Source organism: Methylobacter sp., assembly GCF_030680395.1.
GTDB lineage: Bacteria > Pseudomonadota > Gammaproteobacteria > Methylococcales > Methylomonadaceae > Methylobacter_A.
Genome location: NZ_JAUXVR010000032.1, coordinates 1 through 26,140, shown reverse-complemented (window position 1 = coordinate 26,140; position 26,140 = coordinate 1). Strand labels below are relative to the sequence as shown.

The 26,140-nt window shown below is 45.9% G+C and carries 25 protein-coding genes and 1 tRNA gene; 10 read left to right on the top strand and 16 right to left on the bottom strand.

All coding sequences use genetic code 11. The features are described from left to right. Positions 1-388: 388 nt before the first annotated feature. From Q8L79_RS13575 to Q8L79_RS13535, 9 genes are all read right to left on the bottom strand, one after another. On the bottom strand, positions 389-670 hold the full coding sequence (locus tag Q8L79_RS13575) for a hypothetical protein (RefSeq protein ID WP_305272128.1): 282 nt from the start codon (positions 668-670) through the stop codon (positions 389-391). A gap of 345 nt (positions 671-1,015) precedes the next feature. Further along, positions 1,016-1,372: a hypothetical protein gene (locus Q8L79_RS13570; protein WP_305272126.1), complete on the bottom strand. Its 357-nt coding sequence runs from the start codon at positions 1,370-1,372 to the stop codon at positions 1,016-1,018. Between the two features lie 323 nt (positions 1,373-1,695). Beyond that, the gene (locus tag Q8L79_RS13565; RefSeq protein ID WP_305272124.1) at positions 1,696-1,917 is read right to left on the bottom strand and encodes a hypothetical protein; all 222 of its coding nucleotides are present in this window, start codon (positions 1,915-1,917) and stop codon (positions 1,696-1,698) included. After that, entirely contained in the window at positions 1,910-2,554 is a 645-nt protein-coding gene (locus Q8L79_RS13560; RefSeq protein WP_305272123.1) for a hypothetical protein, read from the bottom strand. The genes Q8L79_RS13565 and Q8L79_RS13560 overlap by 8 nt, the downstream gene beginning before the upstream one ends. A 75-nt stretch (positions 2,555-2,629) precedes the next feature. Further along, entirely contained in the window at positions 2,630-4,060 is a 1,431-nt protein-coding gene (locus Q8L79_RS13555) for an AAA family ATPase (protein WP_305272121.1), read from the bottom strand. 98 nt (positions 4,061-4,158) lie between these two features. Continuing rightward, the gene (locus tag Q8L79_RS13550; RefSeq protein ID WP_305272119.1) at positions 4,159-4,491 is read right to left on the bottom strand and encodes a hypothetical protein; all 333 of its coding nucleotides are present in this window, start codon (positions 4,489-4,491) and stop codon (positions 4,159-4,161) included. A 17-nt stretch (positions 4,492-4,508) separates the two neighbouring features. After that, entirely contained in the window at positions 4,509-5,192 is a 684-nt protein-coding gene (locus Q8L79_RS13545; protein WP_305272117.1) for a metallophosphatase domain-containing protein, read from the bottom strand. A 77-nt stretch (positions 5,193-5,269) separates the two neighbouring features. Then, on the bottom strand, positions 5,270-5,599 hold the full coding sequence (locus Q8L79_RS13540) for a hypothetical protein (RefSeq protein ID WP_305272115.1): 330 nt from the start codon (positions 5,597-5,599) through the stop codon (positions 5,270-5,272). A 288-nt stretch (positions 5,600-5,887) separates the two neighbouring features. Further along, positions 5,888-6,703, bottom strand: a complete 816-nt coding sequence (locus tag Q8L79_RS13535; protein WP_305272113.1) for a hypothetical protein — start codon at positions 6,701-6,703, stop codon at positions 5,888-5,890. 553 nt (positions 6,704-7,256) lie between these two features. Here Q8L79_RS13535 and Q8L79_RS13530 point away from each other — a divergent pair. Together Q8L79_RS13530 and Q8L79_RS13525 are read left to right on the top strand one after the other, a co-directional pair. Continuing rightward, positions 7,257-7,493 carry a helix-turn-helix domain-containing protein gene (locus Q8L79_RS13530; protein ID WP_305272111.1) on the top strand — a complete coding sequence of 79 codons (237 nt, stop codon included), beginning with the start codon at positions 7,257-7,259 and terminating at the stop codon, positions 7,491-7,493. A gap of 577 nt (positions 7,494-8,070) precedes the next feature. After that, positions 8,071-8,271, top strand: coding sequence for a hypothetical protein (locus Q8L79_RS13525; RefSeq protein ID WP_305272228.1), 201 nt, complete (start codon positions 8,071-8,073; stop codon positions 8,269-8,271). Between the two features lie 190 nt (positions 8,272-8,461). On the opposite strand, the gene Q8L79_RS13520 is transcribed toward Q8L79_RS13525, so the two are convergent. The 5 genes from Q8L79_RS13520 to Q8L79_RS20150 form a co-directional block, all read right to left on the bottom strand. Continuing rightward, positions 8,462-9,526: a hypothetical protein gene (locus Q8L79_RS13520; RefSeq protein WP_305272109.1), complete on the bottom strand. Its 1,065-nt coding sequence runs from the start codon at positions 9,524-9,526 to the stop codon at positions 8,462-8,464. Positions 9,527-9,851: 325 nt separating this feature from the next. Continuing rightward, positions 9,852-10,985 carry a TniQ family protein gene (locus Q8L79_RS13515; protein WP_305272107.1) on the bottom strand — a complete coding sequence of 378 codons (1,134 nt, stop codon included), beginning with the start codon at positions 10,983-10,985 and terminating at the stop codon, positions 9,852-9,854. Beyond that, positions 10,982-11,872 carry a TniB family NTP-binding protein gene (locus tag Q8L79_RS13510; protein WP_305272106.1) on the bottom strand — a complete coding sequence of 297 codons (891 nt, stop codon included), beginning with the start codon at positions 11,870-11,872 and terminating at the stop codon, positions 10,982-10,984. Before Q8L79_RS13510 ends, Q8L79_RS13515 begins: the two co-directional genes overlap by 4 nt. 3 nt (positions 11,873-11,875) lie before the next feature. After that, positions 11,876-13,819, bottom strand: coding sequence for a Mu transposase C-terminal domain-containing protein (locus tag Q8L79_RS13505; RefSeq protein ID WP_305272104.1), 1,944 nt, complete (start codon positions 13,817-13,819; stop codon positions 11,876-11,878). Beyond that, the gene (locus Q8L79_RS20150; RefSeq protein WP_370869973.1) at positions 13,812-14,483 is read right to left on the bottom strand and encodes a TnsA endonuclease N-terminal domain-containing protein; all 672 of its coding nucleotides are present in this window, start codon (positions 14,481-14,483) and stop codon (positions 13,812-13,814) included. Before Q8L79_RS20150 ends, Q8L79_RS13505 begins: the two co-directional genes overlap by 8 nt. Before the next feature lie 127 nt (positions 14,484-14,610). On the opposite strand from Q8L79_RS20150, the gene Q8L79_RS13500 reads away from it, so the two are divergent. The 3 genes from Q8L79_RS13500 to Q8L79_RS20145 all read left to right on the top strand — a co-directional run bounded on the left by Q8L79_RS13500 (position 14,611) and on the right by Q8L79_RS20145 (position 15,969). Then, the gene (locus tag Q8L79_RS13500; RefSeq protein ID WP_305272224.1) at positions 14,611-15,291 is read left to right on the top strand and encodes an ATP-binding protein; all 681 of its coding nucleotides are present in this window, start codon (positions 14,611-14,613) and stop codon (positions 15,289-15,291) included. A gap of 145 nt (positions 15,292-15,436) precedes the next feature. Next, the gene (locus tag Q8L79_RS13495; RefSeq protein ID WP_305272102.1) at positions 15,437-15,670 is read left to right on the top strand and encodes an addiction module protein; all 234 of its coding nucleotides are present in this window, start codon (positions 15,437-15,439) and stop codon (positions 15,668-15,670) included. Next, positions 15,667-15,969: a type II toxin-antitoxin system RelE/ParE family toxin gene (locus tag Q8L79_RS20145; RefSeq protein ID WP_370869972.1), complete on the top strand. Its 303-nt coding sequence runs from the start codon at positions 15,667-15,669 to the stop codon at positions 15,967-15,969. The genes Q8L79_RS13495 and Q8L79_RS20145 overlap by 4 nt, the downstream gene beginning before the upstream one ends. Here the strand turns inward: Q8L79_RS20145 and Q8L79_RS13490 are convergent. Then, positions 15,911-16,156, bottom strand: coding sequence for a hypothetical protein (locus tag Q8L79_RS13490; protein ID WP_305272100.1), 246 nt, complete (start codon positions 16,154-16,156; stop codon positions 15,911-15,913). The two genes, Q8L79_RS20145 and Q8L79_RS13490, sit on opposite strands and share 59 nt — an antisense overlap. A gap of 23 nt (positions 16,157-16,179) precedes the next feature. On the opposite strand from Q8L79_RS13490, the gene rep reads away from it, so the two are divergent. Continuing rightward, positions 16,180-18,231, top strand: coding sequence for a DNA helicase Rep (rep, locus tag Q8L79_RS13485; RefSeq protein WP_305272098.1), 2,052 nt, complete (start codon positions 16,180-16,182; stop codon positions 18,229-18,231). Between the two features lie 32 nt (positions 18,232-18,263). Further along, positions 18,264-18,340: transfer RNA gene (locus Q8L79_RS13480), tRNA-Arg, on the top strand. 291 nt (positions 18,341-18,631) lie between these two features. On the opposite strand, the gene Q8L79_RS13475 is transcribed toward Q8L79_RS13480, so the two are convergent. Next, positions 18,632-18,913, bottom strand: coding sequence for a helix-turn-helix domain-containing protein (locus Q8L79_RS13475; protein WP_305272096.1), 282 nt, complete (start codon positions 18,911-18,913; stop codon positions 18,632-18,634). 315 nt (positions 18,914-19,228) lie between these two features. Between Q8L79_RS13475 and Q8L79_RS13470 the strand changes: the two genes are divergently transcribed. The 3 genes from Q8L79_RS13470 to Q8L79_RS13460 all read left to right on the top strand — a co-directional run bounded on the left by Q8L79_RS13470 (position 19,229) and on the right by Q8L79_RS13460 (position 26,061). Further along, positions 19,229-20,116 (top strand): TonB-dependent receptor domain-containing protein, encoded by an 888-nt coding sequence (locus tag Q8L79_RS13470; RefSeq protein ID WP_305272094.1) that lies wholly within the window; start codon positions 19,229-19,231, stop codon positions 20,114-20,116. 69 nt (positions 20,117-20,185) lie between these two features. Then, positions 20,186-25,831, top strand: coding sequence for a PAS domain S-box protein (locus Q8L79_RS13465; protein WP_305272092.1), 5,646 nt, complete (start codon positions 20,186-20,188; stop codon positions 25,829-25,831). A 5-nt stretch (positions 25,832-25,836) separates the two neighbouring features. Continuing rightward, positions 25,837-26,061, top strand: a complete 225-nt coding sequence (locus tag Q8L79_RS13460) for a hypothetical protein (protein ID WP_305272090.1) — start codon at positions 25,837-25,839, stop codon at positions 26,059-26,061. The last annotated feature ends 79 nt before the right edge of the window (positions 26,062-26,140 follow it).

Sequence of the window (26,140 nt, the reverse complement as noted above, 5' to 3'; positions counted from 1 at the left end):
TAAATCATAGTGAGGACAAAGCACTCAAGCCACTCCGAAAGTGTGTTGGTTTTCCTAGCGGTGCTTCTCAATCTTTATTGAATTCAAAATTTAGCGCACTTCTTTCGGTTGTATTTAACGCTGTAGTAATTTCCGTATATCTTTTCTGATCAATTATATTTCTACTAAAGATGTTATAAACAAAGGCAAATGTTGACACAAAAATTTGTAGTTGATTTAAATCTTCTCGGCTCTAGGAACCACTTATCTTCGAACAAAATAATGGTGTCAAACGCTCATGATGCTAAATCGCGATGTGCCTTTACCCGGCTAAAGTCCAACAATAGATGGCCTCGCGATGGGTTAAGCTTCGTCACTTTGCCCAACTTGCGTACTACCGTTCTATCTCTTATTCAAAGACATTATTGGTTTTAGTTTTCTGTTTCTTCATCTCCGTACCGCCGTCCATTTTTGAATGATCCATCATTCCTTTGCAATGTTCCATTTTCATGCATTGTTTCATGTCCATTCCGCCGTCCATGTTCGAGTGATCCATCATCCCCTTACAGTGTTCCATTTTCATGCATTGCTTCATGTCCATGCCGCCAGCCATGGGCATTTGTTCGGCGTTACCCAGAGCGCTAAACAAGGTTAAAGATAATAAGACAACGATTTTGTTTGTTTTGATCATAAATAATGGCCTTTAGTAATTTTATCCCAGTTCATTGAACAACTGAGGGAAGTCTCGACTTTATCTTTAAGCTAGTTTTTAAGCAAGCTTTTAGAATCTGTTGCTTTATGAGGAAAGCCAGGGGTAGCGCTAACCGGACGTCGCCTACGATAGATGACATGAAAAAGTGACTGTACTGTATTCGCAGCACCTCTTATAAAAAGTTAATGGGTAACTAATTGAGCAAGTACTTGCCGGATAAATTCATCGAACCGTTACACTACCTGTTGAAAAGCACAGGGATTTGGAAAGTCAATTCGCTTCTGAGGTTATAAGAATGATTTTTACCGGTTGGGTGCAAAACGATTAATTGTTCTGAAGATCATTTTCATCGATATGAAATTTATGCAGCATACGATGAGTAACTGGGGCAAGCACAATACCCATTATTGCAATGAACACCAATCCGCTGAAAAGTGCATAGCCGGCAGCAAACATTTTTGCTCCAGTGGTAGCAAGCGAACTCACTGGCCCCATTCCCCCAAGAATCATCGATGCTTCCAAAATCGAATCCACCCAATCAAAGTCAGCGATGAAATGATAACCTACGATGCCAATCATCAAAGCCGTAACAATCAAAACGCCTGCCATTAAAACAGATGCCACCATCCTTCTGAAAAAAACAGCTTTTGAAGCCAGCTTTTCATGTTTTCGTTCGAACATTTTTATTTCTTACTTAATGATACGTTGAACTCGGCTAGCTCAAGTTTATCAATATTAAGGGAGATTTCCAGTTTGTTTCGCCAATTGCGTATTCTGATTCATGTGAACACTGATTCTGGTCGAACTTGAACACCTAAACCCTAACGCATCGCTGGCAGCAAATGTTTACTCTCAGTGTTAAAATTGGGTCAAGGAATTCATTTTTTTTCGCACGGTATTCCTTACAAATTAATCCGGTGCTGATTGTGCATCAGCCGATCCAAAGTAGCCTCAGCAACTACCCATTACCAAGACTACTGACTTGGATGCCTAAAAATAGAATGTTATCGTCCAGCCAGCTTTTTTATTTCGTCGTGTAAATCCTTTGCTGCTTGATAACCCACAATCGATGACAGCTCATCTTCTAAGCAAGCTGTGCATTCCATACCACCCTTCGCTTGCTTGCTTTTGCAGCTACTGCAAGTTGAAAAAGTTGTCGGATAGACGGGGTAACTTTGAATTAACTGAGTTGCTAACTCGATTGCCTTTACTGCTTGTTTATTCATTAATGACCATCCCTGAATACTCATCAATCCGATTCGCATAACCGGCAATAATATCGACCATCCCATTTGTAAATTCATCATCATTCGAAGAATTAATCACCAGCCGTCCATTGGTTTTACTGATACAGAATGTCACCGCCGGCCTACCATTATGCTCAGTATGCCAAGCAGCTGAGTTTTTAAGAATCGCAGCAAGACGCGACCAAGCAGCACCTAGATGTAGATCAGCAACACTGTCAATATCAACGTCATCACGATTATCGACAGTTAAATTTTCACTCGCATGCGCGTCGCAACGCGTTGACCACCAGCCATCATTGTCATTAAGCAGGCCCGGAGCGCCACAGATTTCACAGATGTAATGGGATAACGTGCCAGCGGTCATCTCCACGCCCAGGCTGTAGGCATCGCAACCGCTGTGGTAGAAGCGCAAACCGCCAAATTTTTCTTTGACCTGAACCACGCAAATCTCAGGATTATGCTTTGTTAGTAATCCAGAAATGACATCAAGCAGTGTGTACCAGCCATCGCCACATCCAAAGCCCCAGCACATCAATGTGCTTTTTATATCTCCGTATCTACCACGATAGAGGCGTGGATAGCTTTGGCATAACTGTTTATCTAATTCTTTGTTCATAGGGTTTCCCTTATTCTTTATAAATGGCGCAACTAGTTAATAGATCCATTAAATTATTTTTCGCTAAGCCATCCATTAATGAACGACACAATATTGACTAGTTACATCAATGTCCTCTTTGACATTGTTGGCTTCTTTCCAGATTTCCCATGCATCATCGCCAGCAGAGCTACAACCGGGTTGTCCAATTAAGTAATAAGTCCGACCACTAATCGCCTGAATTTGCATATTATTTCGATCAAACGATTTAATAGCGGATGTGACCCGCTCAGAACCCATGCGCGGAATGTGGCCCACTAAATGACGAGTGCTTTCACTGAGATCATTGAAAAGCACTTCTTTAATCGACCATAAAATAATGACTTCTTCGGGGCCTTCTTGCGCTGGGGCAATGTTATGAACAGGTATGACAACGCTCACTTTTGTATTAATAGGTGGTAGCGGTTTAAAATCATCAGGTTCTATTTCATAAAGGCCGTTTTCTGTCGCTCCATTTTTTGAGCGTCTAATCGCTACTTTGCCACAGGCAGCAATCAATTCTTTCTGAATCAGTCGAGGCTCCAGTTCGCTTTCAATAATTTTATTAACAACCGCTTCAGACAACGTGTCATTGAACGTTGATCCCCACTTATGATTTTTCCGAACAGTCTGATAAATCGACCCGACTACCTTTTCCATTTGCTGTTTCGATGGCCGACTGATTTCAATAACCGTGAAACGTGACAGAATCGGTTCGGGGATTTTATAAGCATAATTGGCGGTTGCTATCCAATTGATATGCGAACAATCTGTTGCCACCTCTAACGCTTCGTCAACAAATGACGCAGCCGATTGTTTTTCAAGTAATTGATAGAGACTGCCCAAAGGGTCATACCGGTGGTCGCCCCCCACCTTATCTATTTCGTCCAGTACGATCAGTGGGTCAGCCCGACGCCCTCTAGCCAACGATTGAACCACCATGCCGGGTTTCCCATCAGCCCACCCCGACGACAATCCGCTCAAAACAAAACCGCCGGTGGTCGATGCTAAATTGATCAGTGAAAAATGCGTATTAACTATTTTTGCGAGCTCATAGCAAAAAGCAGACTTACCGACACCTGCCGGACCAATTAATAAAATCGGGCTCGCACAAAATGTTGCATGATCTGTCAGCCGTGCAAGTGCAAACTGCTCCCGATAAAAATCAATGGTTGAAGAAAAATTAGGGAATCGCAATTCAAGGTCATCAAGCTTTTCAAAGATATCATCCGATAAACCGGATAATGGCAAATAGCCAGCCGTATCCTCTAAAAAATCAAGGTAGCGCTGGTGATTACGATACAAATTGCTTCTCTGCCCGTGTTCTTTTTGCATCGCTTGCATTTTTATCACATTGAAAATTTCAACGACAATAGGTAGGCGATCAAAGTCAATTGCATTTTGTTGGATCGAATCATCATTGTCAGACTCTGCCGCTTTACGTTTAAGATAATGTCTGAGTTTGTTGTCTTTTTTTGAAAAATACATGGCTTTAATGTCGTAAAATTGTGCGGATTCGTGATGAATAGGGGGCGGCACTCTATGGCTAAATTTTGGGCTCCTTACGGCGCGTTACACGTGAGAAATCAGTGTAAGAAACCGTATTGATCCGTTACGTCAGCCTCTTCTTTTACACCATTGAATGATTTCCAATGTAGCCACACATATTCTGCTTCACTGTTGAAGCCGGGGCTGCCGCTTAAGTGATAGAGGCGGCCGCTTCGGGTCTTCACAGTCATGGATTTGCGGTCAAATTCTTGAATGGCCGACGAAACTCGTCCCGTGCCTTTCCTGGTGACATAGCCAACAAGGTGCCGTGATATATCGTTTTCTTGATCAAATTTCGCTTCTCGCACAGACCAAAAAATCATCGTTTCCTCGGGTTCCTGCTCAATTGACGCAACACCAAATATAGGCATAGTTTTTTGCTCCTTATTTAAACCTCAATAACAATGGGTGAATGGACCAACTGATAATACTGGTTACACAGCGATGCATTCACATACGTCGTACCGTTTTGCTTAAGCATGCCATAGCCTTCATGGATGTGGCCAAACACATGCACTTTAGGTTTGACGCGTTCCAGTGCATCTGACAAATCCTGGCAACCTACTCTTTCCCCGTTATAGATTTCATCTAAAATGCCGTATGGCGGCCCATGGGTAATCAAGACATCGATATTGTCAGGAATGTTGGCCCATACCTTGGCGAGCTCGGGACCTCTAGGCAGGTTGAATGCCCAGTTGCAAAAAAAGGGTTGCCAGGGCGAGCCCCAGAATTTTATGCCCTCAATTTCAATGCCTGAGTCCATCAAGTAAATCGCATTTTTTACCAGTAGTTTGGCTTCGCTAGGATCAACACGAGCAAACGGCCAATCGTGATTGCCCGCAATCAACAGCTTATGTTTGTGTGGCAAACCACTCAAAAAATCATCGAATTTTTTGAGTTCATCATGAGAGCCGTATCCACAGATATCGCCGGCAATAATCAGGACGTCGCCATCCGGAACTGGAAATGCATAATTCAGGCTATGCAGGTCGGACATGCAGACTAAGCGCAGGCTGTTGGTTGTCAGTTGTGATCCCTGTTTATGTTGAGCATTTATTTCATGTATTTTCATGACTTCTCTAAACACAAATTGATTTGGCTATATGATCCGGTGAACCGGCAGCCAGACTAAAGTTAAAAATAATGGCATTACTTGCCATTCCAATACTCATGGGTCACATCTTTTTCATCTCGTACGCCGTTGATATTTTTCCACTGGCCCCAAACATAGTCTGCATCGCCGTCTTGCCCTGGTCCGTCCGTTAATTGATATAAGCGCCCGGATTGTGTTTGGATTAACCGATTTTCTTTATCGAAAGATTGAATAGCTGATGTCGTGCGACCAGCGCTTTCTTGTCGTACGAAGCCAATCAAATGGCGAGTTGGAAATTCGTTGATCCCAAAAACTACTTCTTTAATCGACCACCTTGTAATCACTGTTACAGTCCCTTTTACCGGCTTCGGAATGCTATAAATCATCTTTCTCTCCTTATTTTTATATTAATTGTTGACCGGCAAGAGGGGTAACGCCGGTGAATGATATAAATTCTTGTATTCCTTTGTTGAGTCAAAATATGGATTGCCAGGAAACCAATAAATCTGTGTCATCCTAATAATGACTTGTAAGTAATTTTCGAGTGGCATTTCTAAGTTGTAATCACTCAGTAGGACAATCGCCTCTGGTCGATACTGGTGTACGATGGCTAATAATATTTGCTAAGCAACCGTGAGTGTCGCCACAGAATAAAATCTGATTCGCTTCACACTTTAAATTTTCTTCGGGCATGTCATGTCATGGGGAATAGCTGTAAAACCAGCCTCTCCAATTTTCAAAAATTCATAATGAAATATGTAGCTCAATTGCGATTGCGGAATATTGACAGGCCTGCTGTCTTCTTTAGACCCGTGTGTTTTGTTCCGATTATTAAATAGGCATTGAATAAAGTTATTGCCGATATCGTCAATTGAAATAATTTTTCTGAAAAAATTGTCAGATGCTTCACATACAGCATCGTGCATCAAAGAAAAACATTGAGATACTGAATTATTTCGTAATAGAGTTAAAAATATATTTTGTATTTCATCCGTGATTTCAATATTAATATCTCTTTCATTAGCTAGATATTCTAGATATTGTCTGCACTCCAAAATAGCAATTTCCAACCAAACTCTTTTGATATCGTATCGCCATTTAACTGGCCAAACAGCACTTGTGATTATTTCATTTATCTGTAATAGCGCTTCTTCAAAGTCTTCAATATTAACCTTCCATTTTGTATCGTTGAAATATAATTCTTTTACTTCACTATTTTCATCTATAAATGCATATTGACTGAGTGTAATTAAATTTCTGTCAATTAAGTGATTTACACCGATACCATCATTATGGGGTCTAATGTCAGGAAATATTGGTGGTACACTTGTAAATGGACCAATATAGGCCTCACTGGATATTACAACTGAAGATCGAATTAGTGTTATTAAATATAACGCGTCTCTCAAAGATAATTCATCAATTGTTTGCAAATGATGGTTAATATCCTTGGCTTTCAGGAATTGAGAAATAATAGTGCCATCGTTCATAATATAATACCTATACTAATAGTTATGCGTCTGTTAAATGCAATGAAACAAGTTGACAGTTACTTTGTTGTCATTGGTTTTTTGCTTATGGATACTCTAATTATCAAAATACTTGTTGATTTATTAGCAAGTACTTAAGAGTAATTTTTCTGCTCCCATATAAGAAGCTGTGGCGGAAACGATTTCTATTGTCTTGCCTGGCAGGCATCCGATTAATCGATCCGGTGTCTGCTGCTCGCGTTTAAAAATAACTTCATGAGCGCCAGCTGGCTCTTGCTTGCAACCGTTTAACTATCAGCAACCTTTCCGGCGTGTTGTTCATGCGGTTTATGGGCCTCTACCTATAAAGCGCAAGTGCTTTCAGCATTGCTCAGGCAGGCTGTATGGGCTTCATCGCCATGATCAAAAAATTGAGAACGACAGTATAAAATGAGTCCGGCAAAAACTCCACTTATTTCGAGTCATCTTAATTCGAGTCTCTTTATTTCGCGTGTCTTCTAACAGGTTATTTGACTATCCTGTCACAACAAATTAGTTAACCTAGGATCTACTGATGGATGAGTATTGCGTGCTTTTCGGTAAACGTTTAGCCGAAATTCGCAAGGAAAAAGGCATTGCACAAGATAAATTAGCGTTGAAATGTGACTTGGCCAGAAGCTTTGTTGGTGAGGTAGAACGAGGAAAGCGCAATCTATCCTTACGTAATATTTGTAAATTAGCGATCGGCTTGGGAGTTACAACAGCTGAGTTACTTGCATTAATCGATGACGAGATAAAGCCTGAGGACTAGGTTTTTATAAAAAATGCGGTATTTTTCACCGTAGATGCTTCGTTACACAAAATAAATTTATTATTATTTTTTTGGAAAATAGTAAATTATTCAAATATTTATTAAATAGTTCATTATGGGCCGAACTGAAAACACGCTCTGGTTATCTTTTTTGATAATCTCGGATGCCCGTAAGAACTGGCAATCGTAGCATAAGATTATTTTGTGCTCATTAATGACATGCAACATACTGATCATATAGGATTTATTGTGTTAATGAGGTCATATGTAAGCATGAAAGATACAGTAAATTTAAAATTTTATATTTTTATGTGAAAAGCTATAAATGTTTTCACATTAATCTAACATATAAAATAAGCGGCTAATGTCTTTATGAACAAATTGCCGCATAAATCTCTTTCCAATATTACTACACTAAACGTTTTTAAACTTCCTTCAACAAATCAACGGCAAGTCCCGGCATCACTGCTTGCTTGCTGACTCTTAAAATTGAGCTGCGACCCACTGAAATCCAGCCAGTTATCAGCAAACACATTCATAATGTGTTTGCAAAAGGGAATTCGATGAAAAAAGCAATGTGCAAAATTTGCACATTGATAGCGTTCGCCCGATCGCCTTGGGAAAAATGAACGAGTTGTTCGCCAGCACCGAAAGCGCCGGACAGCGTGCCGCCGTCATTCAAACCTTGCTCGGCACAACAGCCGCATCGACGAGTTATTACCATTCAGCGGCATGGATTAATCATAACGTCTACCACCTGACGATGTGGTGTGGATGAGTGCTTACATTATCTTTCTTTCAATGCGGCAGCAAATCAAGTCACGCATTCCAGGCATCTTAATTTGTTAAATCTAATGCTGAATAACTTTTTGTATTTACGTATCCCGCATTAAGACAATTATTCAGTAAAGGCTGGATAACCTGATCATCGCCCTTTTCTATGGCATGCAACAGTGGTATCCATCTAATTACAAGCTCGGCAACCAATAACGTTTCCCCGAAAGCTCAACATACTTTAATTTTTGGTCAGTCTCTTTAATCTCAATTTTTTCAGTCATCGATTTCAGTACGAGACCATGGAAATAGAGTAATTTGGCTTTCAATAGCTTCTGCTGATATACATCTGTTGCTACGGGATTACGCAGTAACTTGACCAACTTCCGCTCAGCCTCTTGTTTAGCATAGATTTTCGATTTGCTGGCTTGCTTAGGTAAAACCCAATTCACTTTGTGTCGGTTTTTTAGAAAACCAACAAAACCAGAAATGGCTGCTCGTTGACCTGGTTTCTTCTTGAGAAAAACATTTAAGTCACGCTGAATTGGTAGATCTCCATTATCTATCGTTTTGAGCAGATCAACCACGGGTGTCATTGCCAGACGAACTGATTTGATACTAGTTTTGTTACGTTCCAATAGATAGCCATAGTATTCGTCCAACCATTTTTTACTTTGATTGTCTGCGGACAGCTTATTCATTATTTTAACAATTCGACGACGTTCTGAATCTTTGAGCTTTTCATCTTCGGAAACAGATAGACTGAATTTTTCAATTAAAAAGCTGACTGGCTGCATCCAACGCCTCAAACCATCAGCACCATATTTAGCCAGTAAAATTGGATAACTGATCGAATCTTGAGTTAATAACTCAATTTCAATAAAAAACTTAAGGTACCGATTAAGCATTGAAACCGTTTTTTTTAGACCACTACGATTCTCAAGCCATGAACTAAATTCAAGATATAGCACGCCAGTTTCAGCATCTGCGAATTTTTTGCAATTTGTATAAATGGTCTTATCTCGTCGCTGCTTGAGTGAGCATGTTTCACATTGATTGCCATAACCAGCAGGCATCGGTTCATGGCATACCGAGCAAGGAATTTCACCCGATTCTGAGCATTTTTTACAAATTTTATGTCCATCAGGAGTTAGTGTTGTTTGCCGGTATCTACGACACACAGAACAGGTTTCAAAACTTTTTTGCCGACATTTGGAACACGCCTGCTCATCAAAGCCCAGATTTTTATCGCGTGACATATATTTCGACGGTTCACCGCAATAAGTACAATTTCTTATTCCTCGAAAATGAACGGCGCACGAGTTACACACGGGACCGAGATTAGTGAGTTTGCCAATACTGAAATCTGTCTTACCACAACGAATACAAGGTATACCGGTGTACTCACATTTTTTACAAACGGCTTGTTTATCTTTTCGATTTAATCTGGCGGTATTGGCACAAAGTGGACAGATGCTTGACTTAAATTCTCTGTAGTAGCAAGTCGTACAATAAGTTTCTCCTCGATATCGACGATGAATTTTATTCGTCAAACGTCCACATTGATCGCATTGATAGAGTGTGTCAGATGCCGTTTCCATAGTCAGGATCATCTTGCATCTTCTGTAAGAGTTGCTTCCACATGCGATTAACTTCCCAATGTGGCCTTGGCTTAGGTAAGTTTAATTGTATGTTTGTTTTACGAGTTGTTGCCTTCTTTTTTGCTCTTTGGTTATCAGGTAAACATCTGGCGATTGGCTCTAATGTCTCAGGAAATTTAATTTTGGCATTACTAAAACCTTGTTTAGTCACCGATGCTTCCGTTAACTTATGCAATAGTTCATCTTGGGTGAATGCCATTAATTTAAATATTGATTTTAGCAATGCAGACCTTGCCCTAACGTTCATTTGTTCAAAGGCGATGAGCTCAACATCGGCAATGATGTTCTGATCAAGCCGAAAATTAAGCGATTCAGACAAGCTTTGCAGTGCTGGGGGCGGTGAAATAAGGCAACGTCTAATAAAGCTTTCGTAGTATCTGGCTATTTCAAACCAACTGGAAACACTAACCGCCATGCCATGAACTACAGGTTGTTGTTGATGATTTAGAATATTATCAGACCATATTTGAAATAGCATCGCATCCGCATGGAAGACTGGCAAAACCATGACATCAAGCAATCTGAGGTTACAACTTACACATTTTGTGATTTCTCTATCTTCTGCAACCAGACGGTGTGGTTCTAATGGCGCATTACAATGTGGGCAGCTATCCCGTAATGATTGGCCATGCTTTGAACAGCCTACATGCCATGCAAAACGCCATTCTCGTCTGAAGTACGGTTTTTTATCTTCCTTCAGGCATTCAACACAATACTGGATACCGCCTTTCCTGAGCCGATTCCTAGTGCCCGTCGTCAATAGCCATGGCCACAACTCATTGGCAGTTGGTTCTCTGCCTAAAATAGTTGAAGCGATCGGTAGAAGGATGGACTGATTTAAATCATCTAAATCTTTGCCGCTGAACTTTGACAGCGTATGCATCCGGTCTTCACCAGGGTTTCGGTCTATATCATTTGTCCAGGCGCGCCATTTGCCCCAGATAACCCATGAGACGATCAATGGATCACAGCCATTAGCAAGTGCAGTTCGAATCAGCCAGGACGACAGTAATTCGTTTGGTTGTAGGATGATAGGTATGTCCCATTTATTCTTCAACGGAATAGGCTCCTAACGCCTTTGGTGGGTCTGACCCAGTTGTTTGACTGAATTATTTCTGAATCTATTTGTTCTTTACCTGATTTTATTGCTTCTTTCGCACACTCTCTCAAAAGCCTATGTACGTTACCAAGGTTGCCACCAGAGATGGAATGAATTAAAAGAGCTAGCTCGGCCTTATGAAGGTTTGAGGGTTTGCTTAGAGGTAAAAACCTTTCAAAGCTAGCTAGTAAAGACTGGAAGTTTCTATCCATCTTCCATACTGGTAGATTAATCACGTCAAACCGACTCGAATGTTGAGGGTCAGTATGTAACATTAACACGGCTTTTTCTGTACCGACACCTACAATCGGAATTCTTAATTGGTTACTTAATCCTTTTATTACATTCATGACTAGGGATTGCTGTCTGGCTGAACCAGTAAGCATTGAGTGAATTTCATCAATAATAAGCATTTTGACATGACACTCTTTCATCAAATGAATAAGTTGATCAGTTAATTTTTGAGCGCTAGACGACTCCCGGTAAGGCGTTAAAAATTGTTGCAAGATTGAGATTAAAAGTCTCTTTTCATTTGCTTCTGGTGGTGATTGGGCAAGAATGATAGGGCGAACTGATTTAGACTCTTCGTCAAGATATGCGATACCTTTTTGTTTTACAAAATGCTCTATTATCGTAGTTTTTCCATTATTTGACTCACCCGATATGAGTAGGTTTGGCATTCTTGACTTCTCTTGCTCAATAAGAAGCGATTCAAGAGTTTTTATAATTTCTACTGCCAATGGATAACCAATCCATCTGCGTTCACCCATGGCAAACATTCGTTCCTCATCAGTTTTATCCATAACTGATGCTATTTCTGGAATTAGGTGTGGATATTCAGTCATGCTTCAAGCCAAGTCATCAAAGGCTTTTATGTCTTCATCAGCGTCAATGAAATTGCTGTTTACCTCTAACGGTATAGAAGATTGTTCGATTAGGATTATCTGAGTGGGATTCGCTGGTGTGACTTTTTTTGCGTGAATTCTACTTCTTTGTTCTTTTAATCTAGCTGATTTTGTTTTTCCCTTGGCGTCTTCTGTTTGTTGACGTAAATCCGTCAGAGCGTCCATCAATTGAGGAATGTTAACAGATTTCATGCCTTCTTTCCGCGCTTTACTTTTAGCCTGTTTAAATTCCCAAGAACTCATTGATGGCAGAGAGCGATCAGAAAAGAAAATTTCGAAATATTTTTTTAAATCTGGCTCATAAAACCAAACACTACTTATGTCTCTAGGATCAATACGGAAAATAAATTTTCTTTTTTTGGACTTATCATCAGGTTTAGTTGAGTTAATCCATTTTATTAAAACATCATCAAAATAATAGAGCCCATCAATCTCTGCGCCATAATTTTGAATCGTTCTAGATTTATATGGTAAAAAATCCAGCAAAAGACTATGTTTATCTACAGGTCTCTCAGGTACTCCACGAGGTGGAGTTGTGGCATTTCCAAAAATACCAATTTCCCATTGTTTACTTGGTGTCAGGCCTAGGCTGCTATGTTCTCGCTTGTGGTAAATCTTGCATATTAAAGTAACTAGCCATTTTTCAAACTCAGAAAATGTCATAACGGCATTCTTTTCAGAATCGTATCCATCTCTTTTCTTAATATTAGAAAAAGTAGTGCCGGGTAGATCATGAATTTCTTGCAATAAGGTTCCAAGCAATCGTTCAATATGTCCACCGTATTGAGGTTGTTTGACTGGCCTGAATTCAAGTTTAATGTTATGAACCAGGCAGGACTTTTTAAAATTACCTGATCTGAAATCGGCTCCATTATCAGTATGGATCGTTTCAGGAAATCCCCATACATTCCACTCAGCATCGACATCATGAAGTTTAAGCCAGTCTTCCTTGGGCAAAATGGCATGGGCCACACACATGGCTACTGACGTTTCGCTAGGCGCATCAAATGATAAATAGTAACCAGTGACCATTCGGCTATATACGTCAATTGCTAATGTAATCCATGGCCTGCCGATAGGTTTCCTGTATAGGTCATCAACAAGAATGATATCTGCTGGCGTATGATCTATCTGAACTACAGCTAAGGGATGAGTCGCGTTTGGAAAACTACCCAGCACTGGCTTATATTTATTCTTTGCTTTTTCTCTAAAACCTCTGGCTCTCAGAACTGTTTTGTCACTCAATTTGGCAATTCTTGCGCGAATCGCATAATTACTGGGGGGAGTAATTTGTTTCTGGTGACATCGTCGCTCGACTTCAAGGATTACTTTTTTCTGAGTCGATCTTTGATTCTTTAAGAATATTTCATTTATAACTGACTCAATGATAGTTTCTGCGATTTGTGAGAGACGGTTTTTCCCTTTTTTATACCCGCGCTGCTGTGGAATAAGTGCAGTAAGAACGTCCATACCTTTGAATTTTTGAATCCAGCGATATAACGTGGCGACACCCACGCCTAATTCTTGAGCTCTCTCTCGAACAACTTTTTTGGGAACGCCACCTTCTACTAACAAAGGTTTAATGGCTTCATAACGCTCAGTAGCTATTTTCCAATCTTTACTTGCTATTTCATCAATATCTTGAGATGCAACAGCTTGTAAGTTTGATTCTATAGTGGAAATCAACTTCATTTTGGTAAATAGCAATGGATGAGTTCGGCCAGTTTCTACATCAACTCCAGTAGCACTTTCAAAACTCAGGATATCTTTGATTTGATAAACTTTATCATCTACAGATACATAAGCTCCAGGGGTTGGCTTAAGTCTTTGCCGATTCATGGCGATGCCAATAGAAGCCATTTCATCGGGGAGCAACTTGTTACTCATTGCATGATTCCTGGCTAGAAATCCATACCATCGTCTGTGGACTTAAAGGTTTGCCTAAGTCACAACCAAGATGTTTGAAAGCCAATAATTGCCAAATACACAATTGGTCTACCTTATCTTCTAGGTGGCTATTGGTAAGGCTATCGACCAAATCGGTTATGGATATTGGTCCGAGCAGTTTTAATGTGGAGCAGATTAACTGAGATTTTTCAGAAGACAGGATTCTACGTTTATAGCCATTAAGAAACTTGATGTTTTCCAAAAACTGATCGCGTATCCGGTTTTCATTATAGATTCGGAAATTCCAGTCTCGTAGTTTGGCGTACCGAAAGCCAGCTCTAAGTTTAGGCCTCAACTTTTCCCAGTGTTCTAGCAACGCTTCTTGTGGTTTAACTTCAACTAACATTGGCTTTCGAGAACCAGGCTGGTTCTCGAAGTAAACTAGAAAATCAGGTGTGTAGGTATATGTTCGACCGTTTAATCCAATAAACGGAATCTGAGCTGGCTGGGCTACGATTTTTGTGACGAAAGGATTATGCTCAGTCCTAATTAGAAAATCTCTTTCAAGAGTTGATTCAAAGGGGATAGAATCAATGCCTCGAAATGGGAAAATGCCAGATACGCTTCGTCTGGTTGGCTTGATTTTTCTAGTCTGAACGTACATCGTTAACCCAGTCTCAGCAATTAGCGCTCATTGTATAGTTAGTCTCAGCAATTAGCAACAAAATAGTCTCATTAATTACCAATATTTTAAGATAACTTATTGATTTGCTGTTAGCATGGTATCATTAATTAAAATAAGTCACAGCGGCAGTAACCCAAGACCCGGTGAAATATCGCTGGCGCATAATGGAACTCTATTTCTCGACGAGCTGCCGGAATTCGATCGCAAAGTTCTGGAAGTGCTAAGGGAGCCGCTGGAGACCGGGCACATCACCATTTCCCGCGCCGCAAGGCAAGTCGATTTCCCGGCGCGCTTTCAATTGATTGCTGCGATGAATCCATGCCCTTGCGGCTTTCTGGGCGATGCCTCGGGTCGTTGTCACTGCACTTCCGAGCAGGTCATGCGTTATCGTGCCCGAGTCTCCGGCCCGTTACTGGATCGTATCGACATGCACCTTGAAGTGCCCAGAATCTCGCATGAAGTGTTGCGTAAAGGCTCGCCGGATGGTGAAGAAAGCAGCGAGCAAATCAGGGCGCGCGTGGTCGCGGCTCGTAACTTGGCCGTAGCGCGTAGCGGCAAAGCCAATTCGGCGTTGACGGCAAAGGAAGTTAAACAACTGTGCATACTGTCCGAGCCAAGCCACCTGATTTTAGAACAGGCGATGGATAAATTCGGTCTGTCGCATCGGGCTTATCACCGGATTTTAAAATTGGCGCGCACCATTGCCGACCTTGCCCAATCGGAAAATATAGAAACAGTTCATTTAAGTGAAGCGATTAGTTATCGCAAGCTGGATCGTAAGGTTTAATGCGCTATGCTGTGTAGAATGTATATATTACGCGGGTTCCCAATCTCCAGATTGGGAACCCGGAAGGCGAAGCTCCAGCTTCCAAAACCGAACTCCCAAACTTGAGCTTGGGAACTAGCTGAACTTCATAACAGGAGTCCCGAACATGAGTTTCACTATTGAACAAATAGCCGAAGAGGCGCTTGCACTCCCTAGCGATGCTCGCGCATTGCTCGCTGACCGCTTGGTTGAGAGCCTTGACCCTTTGGAGGATGTTTATATCCGACAGCTTTGGGCGGCTGAAGCTCGCACTCGCCGTGATGATGTCAGGAGCGGTGCAGTTACTACCATCCCAGGACAGGATGCTTTGGAAAGTGTACGAAAATCTGTTGCAAAATGAGATTCGAGTTTCATCCAGAGGCGCTTTCCGAATATGAAGACGCCGCTCGATATTATGCAAGTTGTCAGCCTGGATTGGAGCTGCGCTTCATGGCAGCGGTCGAGCATGTCATCCAACAAATAGTTGAAGCGCCTGAACGTTGGCCGATAATTGAAGATGACATTCACCGATGTTTAACCCGTGTTTTTCCTTATGTCGTTCTTTACTCAATTGAAAAGGATTACGTGCTCATTCTTTCTATCATGCACTGCCACCGCAAACCGGGATATTGGCGCAATCGATCTGCAAATAATCAGTGACGTAAGTCACAAAAGCACCACGAAGGATACACAGAAAAATATAAAACTTCGTGTCCTCGGCAATTGCTCCTGCATCGCCTAAAGCGCCTACTGTTGGTGCTCTACCTCCTGCATAACCCACAGGGATGTGGGGAATGCAGATTTTGCAGGAGCAAAAATCTGTCCATGCAGTCGTTCGTGTCTTCATGGTGAATTTTTTTATAGGCATCAATGTCCAAACTAAACCCCCAACAACAAGCTGCTGTTAAAGCGATTGATCATCCCTTATTGGTGCTGGCCGGAGCGGGCAGCGGCAAGACGCGGGTGATTACCGAAAAAATCGCTTACCTGGTCAAGCAAGGCCTGCCTGCACGGCATATTGCGGCGGTGACCTTCACCAATAAAGCTGCGCGGGAAATGAAAAGCCGAGTGTCAAAACTGCTGGATGACAAGCAACAGCGCGGCCTGCGGGTATCAACCTTCCATTCCCTAGGACTGGATATATTGCGGGCGGAATCCAAGACGCTGGGCTATAAATCGGGCCTTACCCTGTTTGACGAGCAGGACAAGCACACATTGCTGCGCAACTTGATCAGCCACGGCGCAAAGGATTGCGATATTGACAATATTGATATTTACGCCCGGCAAATCGGCCAATGGAAAAACGCCTTTGTCACGCCGGAACAATCCATAACGATTGCAACAGCCACCGAATACCCGGCGGCCAATTTGTACATCGACTACACACGCAGCCTGAAAGCCTACAATGCGGTTGATTTCGACGACCTGATTCTGTTGCCGGTACTGCTGTTTCAACAACATCCGGCCATCCTGGAAAAATGGCAAAACAAGATCCGCTACTTACTGGTCGATGAATATCAGGATACCAATATCACCCAATATCAGCTGGTGCGCTTGATCGCCGGTAACCTGGGACGCTTTACCGTGGTCGGCGATGACGATCAGTCCATTTATGCCTGGCGTGGCGCGCAGCCGGAGAATCTGGCACAACTGCAAAAAGACTATGCACGTCTGCAAGTTATCAAGCTGGAGCAGAATTACCGCTCTACCGGGCGCATCCTCAAGGTCGCCAACCAACTGATCGCCAACAATCCCCATGCCTTTGAAAAACGCCTGTGGAGCGAGCTCGGTTACGGCGATCCGCTGCGGGTTTTAAGCCATAAAGACGAGCTGATTGAAGCCCAGCAGATCGTGTCCGAAATCATCCATCACAAATTCAAAACCGGCAGCAATTACCAGGATTATGCGATTTTATATCGCGGCAACCATCAGTCCCGCTTGTTCGAGAAAGGCTTGAGGGAAAACAACATCCCGTACTTCATCAGCGGCAGCACCTCGTTTTTCGCCTATTCGGAAATCAAGGACATCCTCGGCTACCTGCGTTTGTTTGTTAATCAGGACGACGACGCGGCGTTTTTGCGCGTAATCAACACCCCGAAACGGGAAATCGGCCCGACCACACTGGAAAAGCTCGGCGCCTATGCCAATGAGCGGCATATCAGTCTGTTCGCGGCCAGCACCGAGTTCGGCCTGAGCCAAAGACTGTCCGAAAAAGCCATGCACCGGCTGGAAAAATTCCGCGACTGGGTCATCGACACCGCAGACCGCATCGATCGGGGCGATACTTTCGCGGTCATCGAACAATTCATCGATCAAATCGGTTATTCGCAACATTTGCAGGAAGAAAGCAAAACCAAGGAATCCGCCGACCGCAAGTTGAAAAATGTCTACGAGCTGGTTGAATGGCTGAGACGCATCGCCGACGACGGCAGGGATGCCGGAGGTAGAGCAACGCATGGAGCAGTTGCCGACAAGGAAACCGACGGTCAAAAACCGCTGGCGGAAATCGTCGCCAAAATCATGCTGATGGACATCATGGAGCGCAACCAGGAAGACGAGGCCAGCGATCAGGTCAGCCTGATGACCCTGCACGCCGCCAAAGGACTGGAGTTTCCGCATGTGTTTTTGATTGGCATCGAAGAAAACATCCTGCCCCACCAAAACAGCATCGAAACCGACAACATAGAAGAAGAGCGCCGCCTGGCCTACGTCGGCATCACCCGCGCCCAGCGCACCTGTACGTTCAGCTACTGCACCCATCGTAAACGTTACGGTGAAGTCGCCGAGTGCGAGCCCAGCCGGTTTTTAAGCGAACTGCCTGCCGATGACCTGGAATGGGTCAACAAAAAACAGCTGGCCCCGGAAGTCATCAAAGAGCGCGGCAAGGCGAGTCTGGCGCACTTGAAAACAATGTTGTCGTAATTGTAGTGTCGATCGGTTAGAATACGCCCCACGCGCCCGTAGCTCAGCTGGATAGAGTACAGCCCTCCGAAGGCTGTGGTCAGAGGTTCGAATCCCCTCGGGCGCACCATTTACCTCATTCCAAGCCGCATTTTCTGTTCTGTACCACGCTTTAAAATCACTTAGTGTCCAATAAAGATGGCGCCCTTAGCCCTCTTTTGCTTTTGGGACTCATCAGACAGCTTCAATACGACTATTGAAATAGTCACGCAGCGTATCCAGCACATTTTTTCCGGGTAATGAATCAAATCTGTAGGTTGTTAAATTATTAGCCGCATGACCTGTTACCAAAAAATCGTATTAGGTTAAGTAGCGTTGAGCGTCGATATTCATGCCAAATTACAGGGTTTACTATCGCGCTTTATTTTTTACGTTCAACACTCTCGACTTCATTTTTGATGCGTAACAGCAGCGTCTCCAGATCTTTTTCCTTTTCGCTATACAAATAGGTTAGCGCTATCAGGCTCAGGCAATGTATGCCGATGGTTTGGGCAAGGGTCTGGAGTTTATCCAGAGTGGGACTTTTTTTACCTCTCTCCAATGAACTCAGATAAGTCCGGCTGGAAACATCGGAGAAGTCTTCTTGGGTCAAGTCACGCGATTTTCTGGCGTTTTTCAATGCCTTGGCAAATGCAACTCTCATTATTATCGATCCTTCTTGTTGTAAAGCGGCTGCATATCTAGCCAAAATGAACACTATAAGGCTACAATCTATAGTATTCATTTTCATTCCTGAATTACAGAATTATGGGCGGTTCATGCCGGAAATGCCCCTTAATCCGAAATCCAGAAGGCATGCCGGGTGTGGGGTTAATAACGCCGCAGACCCTATGTGGAGACGGCATAAAGTCGGTTCAGTATAATCAATCGTCGCTATAGTTTTTTGCCGGAACCACCCTTATAACTGTCATATTGGCCGACAAAGTGCCGTTTTCACGCGGGATTAAAACGTTTATTAATGCATACAAGACTTCAACATTTACCGTGGCTAGGTGTTTGGGCTTTGATTGTCGCCAAGTCGGCGTCGTCATTTGCGAAGAGCGACAGTTCCAGCGATACCGGGACCGTCGCTCTTAACGACATTCTGGTCGTCGGCCTGCGCGCGGCGCAAACGTCGGAGTCGGTAACCGGCAGCCAGTCAGCGCCAAGCACCAGTGCGGTGCTGCCCATTAACATCGACAGTACCGACATCGACTATCTGCCCAGTTTGAATCTGCGTTATCAGCTCCTAAAAAGCCTGTATCTGCGCGCTGGAGTCTCTAAAACCATAACCCGGCAGAATTTCGATCAGCTGTCGCCGTCGCTGCCCTTGATCCGCAACACCATCAACCCGTCGCTGAATCAGGGTAGCGCCGGTAATCCTGAATTGAAGCCGATTCGTTCCGACAATTTCGATCTGGCGGTGGAAAAATATTTCAACCCAACCACCTCGGTTTATGTCACCGGCTTTCTAAAACAGGTCGACGGCTTCGTGACTACCGTCAGCAATCCTGAAGTTCATGACGGCTTTACCTATCAGGTCAGCCGCCCCCAAAACGGTACTGACGCGACCATCAACGGCTTTGAGACCGGTTATCAGCAGTTCTACGATTTCCTGCCGAGCTGGTTGAGGGGGTTCGGTACGCAGGCCAATTACACCTATATCGACAGCGAAACGCCGAGCAGTATTTTGGGCCGGAACGTCCCGCTGCAAAACCTCTCCAAACACAGCTACAACCTGATCGGCATGTACGAGAAAGGCCCGTTTTCGGCCCGAGTCGCTTATAACTGGCGCGACACCTTCCTGAGCGGCGTTACCAATATCGTCGGGGTCGGCGCGTTGCCGGTTTACACCCGCGGCTACTGAAGGCATGAATCTGCTAAATACGTTGCGCAGCAGGTCCTATTACGGCGTGGAAACCCGGTCGCAGAGCGTTTGGGTCAACGATACTCAGGTTGGCGCGACGATGACTGCACGGTTCTGATGGCGGTCATGCCCATCAATTTAAGGATGGAGTGCAGGCTTTGCCTGCAAGTTATACGATGGGCAAGCAAAGCTTGCACTCCGCTACTGATTTTCGCACTGTACGGCGTAGCCCATGCCGATACTGGATTGGAACAATGGCGCAACAAAGCGGGCGAGACACGTATGCTGGCGGAAAATGACACGCAACGCGCCTACGCCGAAGCCGAGCGTTTGCAGGCCGATCTCCCCGCCGACGCTAGGCCTGCAGATCAGGCACGGCTGTTCAATTTGCTGGCGCGCATCGAAGTCTATCAGGCGCAAACTGAAAAAGCGGCTACGCATATCCAACAGGCAATGGAACTCGCCAAGCAACATAACGACTCGGTCGGCCAAGCCGAAGCCGACCTCAATACCGCCTTAAATGCGGTCAATCAGGCTCGCATCGACGATGCGATCGCCGCTACGATTCACAGTCTGTCGGTGCTGGACGGGGTGGATCGGCCGGATCTGCTCGGCGAAGCACTGTTAAGAATGGCAATGATGTACCGCCGCACCGATCAGCTCGACGAATCGATTACCATGTCGATGCAAGCGCTGGATATTGCCCGGCAAAGCAACAATCCGCTGGCGCTGGTCTACGCCTATCATGGCTTGGCAATTGCCTACGAACTGAGCGACCACCTGAATGAAGCGGGCGAATATTATCAGCGAATGCTGGAGCAAGCCCGGATCGCCGGTTCCAGGCTGATGGAAGCCTATGCGCTGATGGGGGTTGGCTATATCCAAAACAATCGCGGCGAATTGGAAAGCGCGGAGCGGTTGATTCGCGAGGCAGTTGCGGTTTTTCTCGCTATAGATGTCCCTTTCAGCGTCAATTTCAGCCAGTATGCTCTCGCCGATAACTTGCGCAAGCAGCAACGTTATGCCGAAACCTTGCCGATATTCGACGAAATGATCGGGCGTTATCAACGCTATTCCAACAAGATCGGCCTGTTGTGGACGCTGAACGCCCGCAGCAGGAGCCGGATGTCGCTGGGCGATAGTGACGGGGCGCACCGCGATGTCGAACAGGCTTATGCCTTGGCCAAGGAAATCGGCACCCCGCTCTACCTGACCGATAGCGCGAAACAGCTGGCGGAGATCGCCGCCGCCAACGGCGATCATCATCAAGCCTACCGGTTTATGCTCGAAGCAAGCGAGATGGCGGCCAAGATGGCAAAAGACACGGCCGCCATGCGGGTGTTGCAGCTGACGCGACGCTACCAAACCGAAAGCAAGCAGCGCGAGATCGATAAACTCAACCGCCATAACCAGCAACAGGCTGCGGAACTTAGGCATCATGCGCTCGAACAGCGCTGGTTATGGACCGTGCTTGGCGGCAGCGTCGTGATGTTGGTTGGCACCGGCTTTTTCCTGGTACGTTTGAAGCGTTCTCATCGGAGGCTGGCAGCGCTCAATACGCAGGTGCTGCAAGCCAAAAACAAGCTTCAAGCCACGCTGGATACGATTCCCGATTTTTTGTTCGAGTTGGGGCTGGATGGGCGCTACTACGATTATCATTCGCCGCATAGCGATTTGCTGGTCGCCCCCAGTGAAGACCTGCTCGGTAAAACAGTGCCGGAAGTCATGCCTGCCGATGCGGCGGAAATTTGCATGTCAGCCTTGCGTGAAGCGCATGAAAACGGCATGTCAACCGGCAAGCAGTTTGAATTGTCGCTGCCGAACGGCGCTTTCTGGTTTGAACTCTCCGTGGCCGGCAAGCCCGCCGTTCAAGGGGAAGAGCCGCGTTTCATCGTGCTTTCCCGCAACATTACCGAACGTAAGCAAATGGAAGACGCCTTGCTGATAAGCCGGCAGAATCTTACCGAGGCCCAGCGCATCGCGCATATCGGCAGTTGGGAGCTGGATATGGCGACCAATGTCCTTCGCTGGTCGGAGGAAATCTTCCGCATCTTCGAAATTGACCGGGAGCAGTTCGGCGCCTCCTATGAGGCCTTCGTTGAAATCATTCATCCCGATGACCGTGAAGCTGTCGACCGCGCCTATACCGAGTCGGTTGAAAATCGGGAACCTTACGAAATCGAGCACCGCCTGCTGATGGCGGACGGGCGGGTCAAGCATGTACTGGAGCGTTGCGAAACCAGCTATGCCGACGACGGCAAGCCCCTGTATTCGTTAGGTACCGTGCAGGACATCACCGAACGCAAGCGCGCCGAAGAAGCGTTGATCGCACGCGCGCGCGAGTTCCGCACCCTGGCGGAAAGCCTGCCGGATAATATTCTCCGTTATGACAAGGAAGGACGGCTCCTTTACGTCAACCCGGTGCTCGAAAAAACCTTGGAGGCCGATGCAGCGGAAATGCTCGGCACGACAGTCCGCGAATTGTTCCCCAACGGCGAATACGACGATTACGCACAGCTTTTGGATACCGTTCTTGCCTGCGGCGAGAGCGGCGAAATCGAGAAAATAGTGACGCCCTCGGATGGGCAGCTGCATATGATTCATAACATACGCATGATTGCCGAGTGCGATGAAAACGGCGAAGTAATCGGCGCACTGACTATCGGCCGCGACATCACCGAGCGCAAATTGTCGGAAGATGCACTAAAAGAGAGTGAAGAGAAATACCGAACCTTGATCCAGAAGATCCAGGCCGCAGTGGTTGTGCATGGCGCCGATACGCAAATTCTCACGTCCAACTCGGTGGCGCAGGAAATACTCGGGCTTTCGAAAGACCAACTGTACGGCAAAACTGCCGTTGATCCGACTTGGCGTTTTTTCCGAGAGGATGGCAGCACAGCACCGCTAGACGAGTACCCGGTCAACAAAGTGCTGGCATCGGGCAAGGCGCTCGTAAACTATGTTTTAGGCGTACATCGCCCCAATAATCAAAACGATGTGTGGGCGCTGGTCAATGCCGATCCAGTGTTCGACAAGGATGGCGAAATAACTCAAGTCATTGTCACTTTTATCGACATTACGCAACGCAAGCATACCGAAGAGGCGCTGGCCGTTCGCGAACGGGAATTCCGTACTCTGGCGGAAAACATTCCTGACCACATCATTCGCTACGACGCCGATGCCCGCAAGATTTATGTTAATTCCGGCGCGCTGCTCGGGCAAACGCCGGAACAAACACCGCCTGAAGTGTGTGCGATGCAGATCGACAAATTTTCGCAAAATATCAGGCGGGTGCTGGAAACCGGTGAACCGCAAGAGCTCGAAGTGCAGGTGCGGCATGCGGACGAAGGCACGCAAATCCACAACTTCCGGATCGTAGCCGAACGCGACGAGCAAGGCAGAATAGTCGGTGCGCTGGCGGTTGGGCGGGACATCACCAAACTCAAGCAGGCCGAGCATGACATTGCGGTGATGAGTCAAGCTCTGGATAAGGTGCATGAAGCGGCTTATCTGATGGATGACGGCGCGCATTTTCTTTACGTCAACGACGAATCCTGCCGGGCGCTCGGCTACAGTCGCGACGAGCTGTTGACGATGTCGGTCATGGATATCGGCCCAGGTTGGACGCTTGAAATGGTGTGGGCGATCTGGCAGCGACAGCGTGAGCAGGGGCTTGTGGAATCCTTCGAAGCCGAGCACCGCCGCAAGGACGGCGGCATATTCCCGGTCGAGATCAACGCCAGCCAGTTCGAATATGACGGCAAGACCTACAGCCTTGCACTGGTGCGCGACATCACCGAACGCAAGCGCGCCGAGGATGAAATTCGCGCGCTCAACATCGATTTGGAACAGCGGGTGCTGGAGCGTACCGAAGAGTTGCGGCTCCAGACGCGCTATCTGCGCACCCTGATCGACACGCTGCCGATGATGGCGTGGCTCAAAGACAAGGACAGCCGGTTTCTGGTCGTTAATCAGGCTATGGCATTAGCCTGCGCCCATAGTGTGAACGAGTTGGTCGGCAAGTCCGACCTGGATTGTTGGCCGCGCAAACATGCCGAGGCTTACCGTGCCGACGACGCGGAGGTGATGACTGCCGGGCAGTGCAAGACCGTGGAAGAACTTCTTGCCGATGCGCGCGATGGCGCCATCTGGGTAGAAACCTGCAAGGCGCCGGTTTTTGACGAGGACGGCAGCGTGTTGGGAACGGTAGGTACCGCCCGCGACATCAGCGATCGTAAAGCCATGGAGATGGCGCGGGAAGTGGCTCTGGTCGAGGCGGAACGGCTGGCGCGACTGCGTAGCGAATTTATGGCGAGGATGAGCCACGAACTGCGTACGCCATTGAACGGCATTATGGGTTACACCCAGATATTGCTGGGCGAAAACAGCCTGAACGAACGCCAGAGCGTGATGCTGAAGGTCATACAGCAAAGCGGCGAATATTTGCTGCAGCTGATCAACGATATTCTGGATTTTGCCAAGATTGAGGCGGGCAAGCAGGAGTTGAACTTGAGCGAGATCCAGTTGCCGCGCTTCCTGCGTAATATCGCCAGTATCATCACTGTCAAGGCGGAGCAGAAGGGTCTGGTTTTTGTTTGTGACATTGCAGAGGATGTACCCGCCGGGATACGCGCCGACGAGACGCGGCTAAGGCAGGTGCTGCTCAATCTGTTGTCTAACGCCGTTAAATACAGCGAACGAGGCCAAGTCAGCCTGAGGGTAACGGTATTGAAAAAGCCCTCTCCAGAGGGAGAGGGAGCGCATGTCGAATTTGGCCGTTTGCGCTTTGAAATACAGGATAGCGGTGTCGGTATTGATACCGGGCAACTGGAAACTATTTTCCAAGCTTTTGAGCAAGCGGGAGACAGGCAGCAACGCACCGGCGGCACCGGTCTGGGCTTGCCGATCAGCCGCGAGCTGGTCAGGCTGATGGACAGTGAAATTTTCGTCAGCAGTCGGGTTGGCGAGGGTAGCACCTTTTGGTTCGATCTTGACGCCCAGATTGTTGATGTCAATGGGGATATTATGCCGGTCGAACAACATATCACGGGGTATCTGGGGCCGCGTCAGCGGGTGCTGGTGGTGGACGATACCGAGGTAAACAGGGCGTTGCTGATTGATATGCTCAGCCGTTTGGGTTTTGAAACCGCCGAGGCAGCCAACGGCAGGGCGTGTCTGGATAGTGTCGAAACCCGGAAGCCGGATCTGATCCTGCTGGATATGGTCATGCCCGAGATGGACGGTCTGGAAACCGCGCGTCGTCTTCGACGAATGCCGGGGTTCGGGCAAACGCCGATTGTCGCCGTTTCGGCCAGCGCTTCCGCTTACGATGTTGCCGAAGCCCTGAAAGCCGGGATCAACGTCTTTTTGACCAAGCCTATCGAGATAAAAAGCTTGATGGCGCAACTCGCCGTTCTGCTAAAACTCGACTGGGTTTATGCGTTGCCTAAAACCGAACCATCACCGAAACATAAACCTGACGAATGGCTGGATGCGCCGCAGCTGGAGGAAATGAGGGTTTTGCGTCAACTGGCAGCGGAAGGCAGTATGCGGGATATTATCATCCAGGCCGATTATCTGGATGAACTTGATGCAAGCTATCGCCCGTTTGCCGAGCAGTTACGCAGTTTGGCCAAAGGCTACCAATCCAAAGCCGTTCTGGATTTGGTGGAGCGTTATATCGACAGGCGTCGTAACCATTCAGCTACAGATTGATATAGATGAACATTGATAAACTGAAATATGAAGAATTTACTCATTTTGTTATTACGAATGAGATAAAAGGCGAAAGGCGGGTGTGTTTTTTCTCATTCCCACGAGTTAGGGGGAATGCAGTCAGGGCGCGTTGCGCTGCGAGTCGCGATCAACGGGCTGAAACACCGGGCTATGTAGATACTCTCTTAAACCACAAGCCCAATTTTGCAAGACATCATAAAATTTTATGATTTTGCTTCAACAGGAAACGTGTAAAAACGAGTCCCGTCAAATTCTGTTTTAGCTTTCAGCATGCCATGGATGGCGTGT

What these genes read in the sequence shown, in the direction of transcription:
- Q8L79_RS13575 (WP_305272128.1), bottom strand. Translation starts at nt 670, where the DNA reads ATGATCAAAACAAACAAAATCGTTGTCTTATTATCTTTAACCTTGTTT.
- Q8L79_RS13570 (WP_305272126.1), bottom strand. Translation starts at nt 1,372, where the DNA reads ATGTTCGAACGAAAACATGAAAAGCTGGCTTCAAAAGCTGTTTTTTTC.
- Q8L79_RS13565 (WP_305272124.1), bottom strand. Translation starts at nt 1,917, where the DNA reads ATGAATAAACAAGCAGTAAAGGCAATCGAGTTAGCAACTCAGTTAATT.
- Q8L79_RS13560 (WP_305272123.1), bottom strand. Translation starts at nt 2,554, where the DNA reads ATGAACAAAGAATTAGATAAACAGTTATGCCAAAGCTATCCACGCCTC.
- Q8L79_RS13555 (WP_305272121.1), bottom strand. Translation starts at nt 4,060, where the DNA reads ATGTATTTTTCAAAAAAAGACAACAAACTCAGACATTATCTTAAACGT.
- Q8L79_RS13550 (WP_305272119.1), bottom strand. Translation starts at nt 4,491, where the DNA reads ATGCCTATATTTGGTGTTGCGTCAATTGAGCAGGAACCCGAGGAAACG.
- Q8L79_RS13545 (WP_305272117.1), bottom strand. Translation starts at nt 5,192, where the DNA reads ATGAAAATACATGAAATAAATGCTCAACATAAACAGGGATCACAACTG.
- Q8L79_RS13540 (WP_305272115.1), bottom strand. Translation starts at nt 5,599, where the DNA reads ATGATTTATAGCATTCCGAAGCCGGTAAAAGGGACTGTAACAGTGATT.
- Q8L79_RS13535 (WP_305272113.1), bottom strand. Translation starts at nt 6,703, where the DNA reads ATGAACGATGGCACTATTATTTCTCAATTCCTGAAAGCCAAGGATATT.
- Q8L79_RS13530 (WP_305272111.1), top strand. Translation starts at nt 7,257, where the DNA reads ATGGATGAGTATTGCGTGCTTTTCGGTAAACGTTTAGCCGAAATTCGC.
- Q8L79_RS13520 (WP_305272109.1), bottom strand. Translation starts at nt 9,526, where the DNA reads ATGTCACGCGATAAAAATCTGGGCTTTGATGAGCAGGCGTGTTCCAAA.
- Q8L79_RS13510 (WP_305272106.1), bottom strand. Translation starts at nt 11,872, where the DNA reads ATGACTGAATATCCACACCTAATTCCAGAAATAGCATCAGTTATGGAT.
- Q8L79_RS13505 (WP_305272104.1), bottom strand. Translation starts at nt 13,819, where the DNA reads ATGAGTAACAAGTTGCTCCCCGATGAAATGGCTTCTATTGGCATCGCC.
- Q8L79_RS20150 (WP_370869973.1), bottom strand. Translation starts at nt 14,483, where the DNA reads ATGTACGTTCAGACTAGAAAAATCAAGCCAACCAGACGAAGCGTATCT.
- Q8L79_RS13495 (WP_305272102.1), top strand. Translation starts at nt 15,437, where the DNA reads ATGAGTTTCACTATTGAACAAATAGCCGAAGAGGCGCTTGCACTCCCT.
- Q8L79_RS20145 (WP_370869972.1), top strand. Translation starts at nt 15,667, where the DNA reads ATGAGATTCGAGTTTCATCCAGAGGCGCTTTCCGAATATGAAGACGCC.
- Q8L79_RS13490 (WP_305272100.1), bottom strand. Translation starts at nt 16,156, where the DNA reads ATGAAGACACGAACGACTGCATGGACAGATTTTTGCTCCTGCAAAATC.
- rep (WP_305272098.1), top strand. Translation starts at nt 16,180, where the DNA reads ATGTCCAAACTAAACCCCCAACAACAAGCTGCTGTTAAAGCGATTGAT.
- Q8L79_RS13475 (WP_305272096.1), bottom strand. Translation starts at nt 18,913, where the DNA reads ATGAGAGTTGCATTTGCCAAGGCATTGAAAAACGCCAGAAAATCGCGT.
- Q8L79_RS13470 (WP_305272094.1), top strand. Translation starts at nt 19,229, where the DNA reads ATGCATACAAGACTTCAACATTTACCGTGGCTAGGTGTTTGGGCTTTG.
- Q8L79_RS13460 (WP_305272090.1), top strand. Translation starts at nt 25,837, where the DNA reads ATGAACATTGATAAACTGAAATATGAAGAATTTACTCATTTTGTTATT.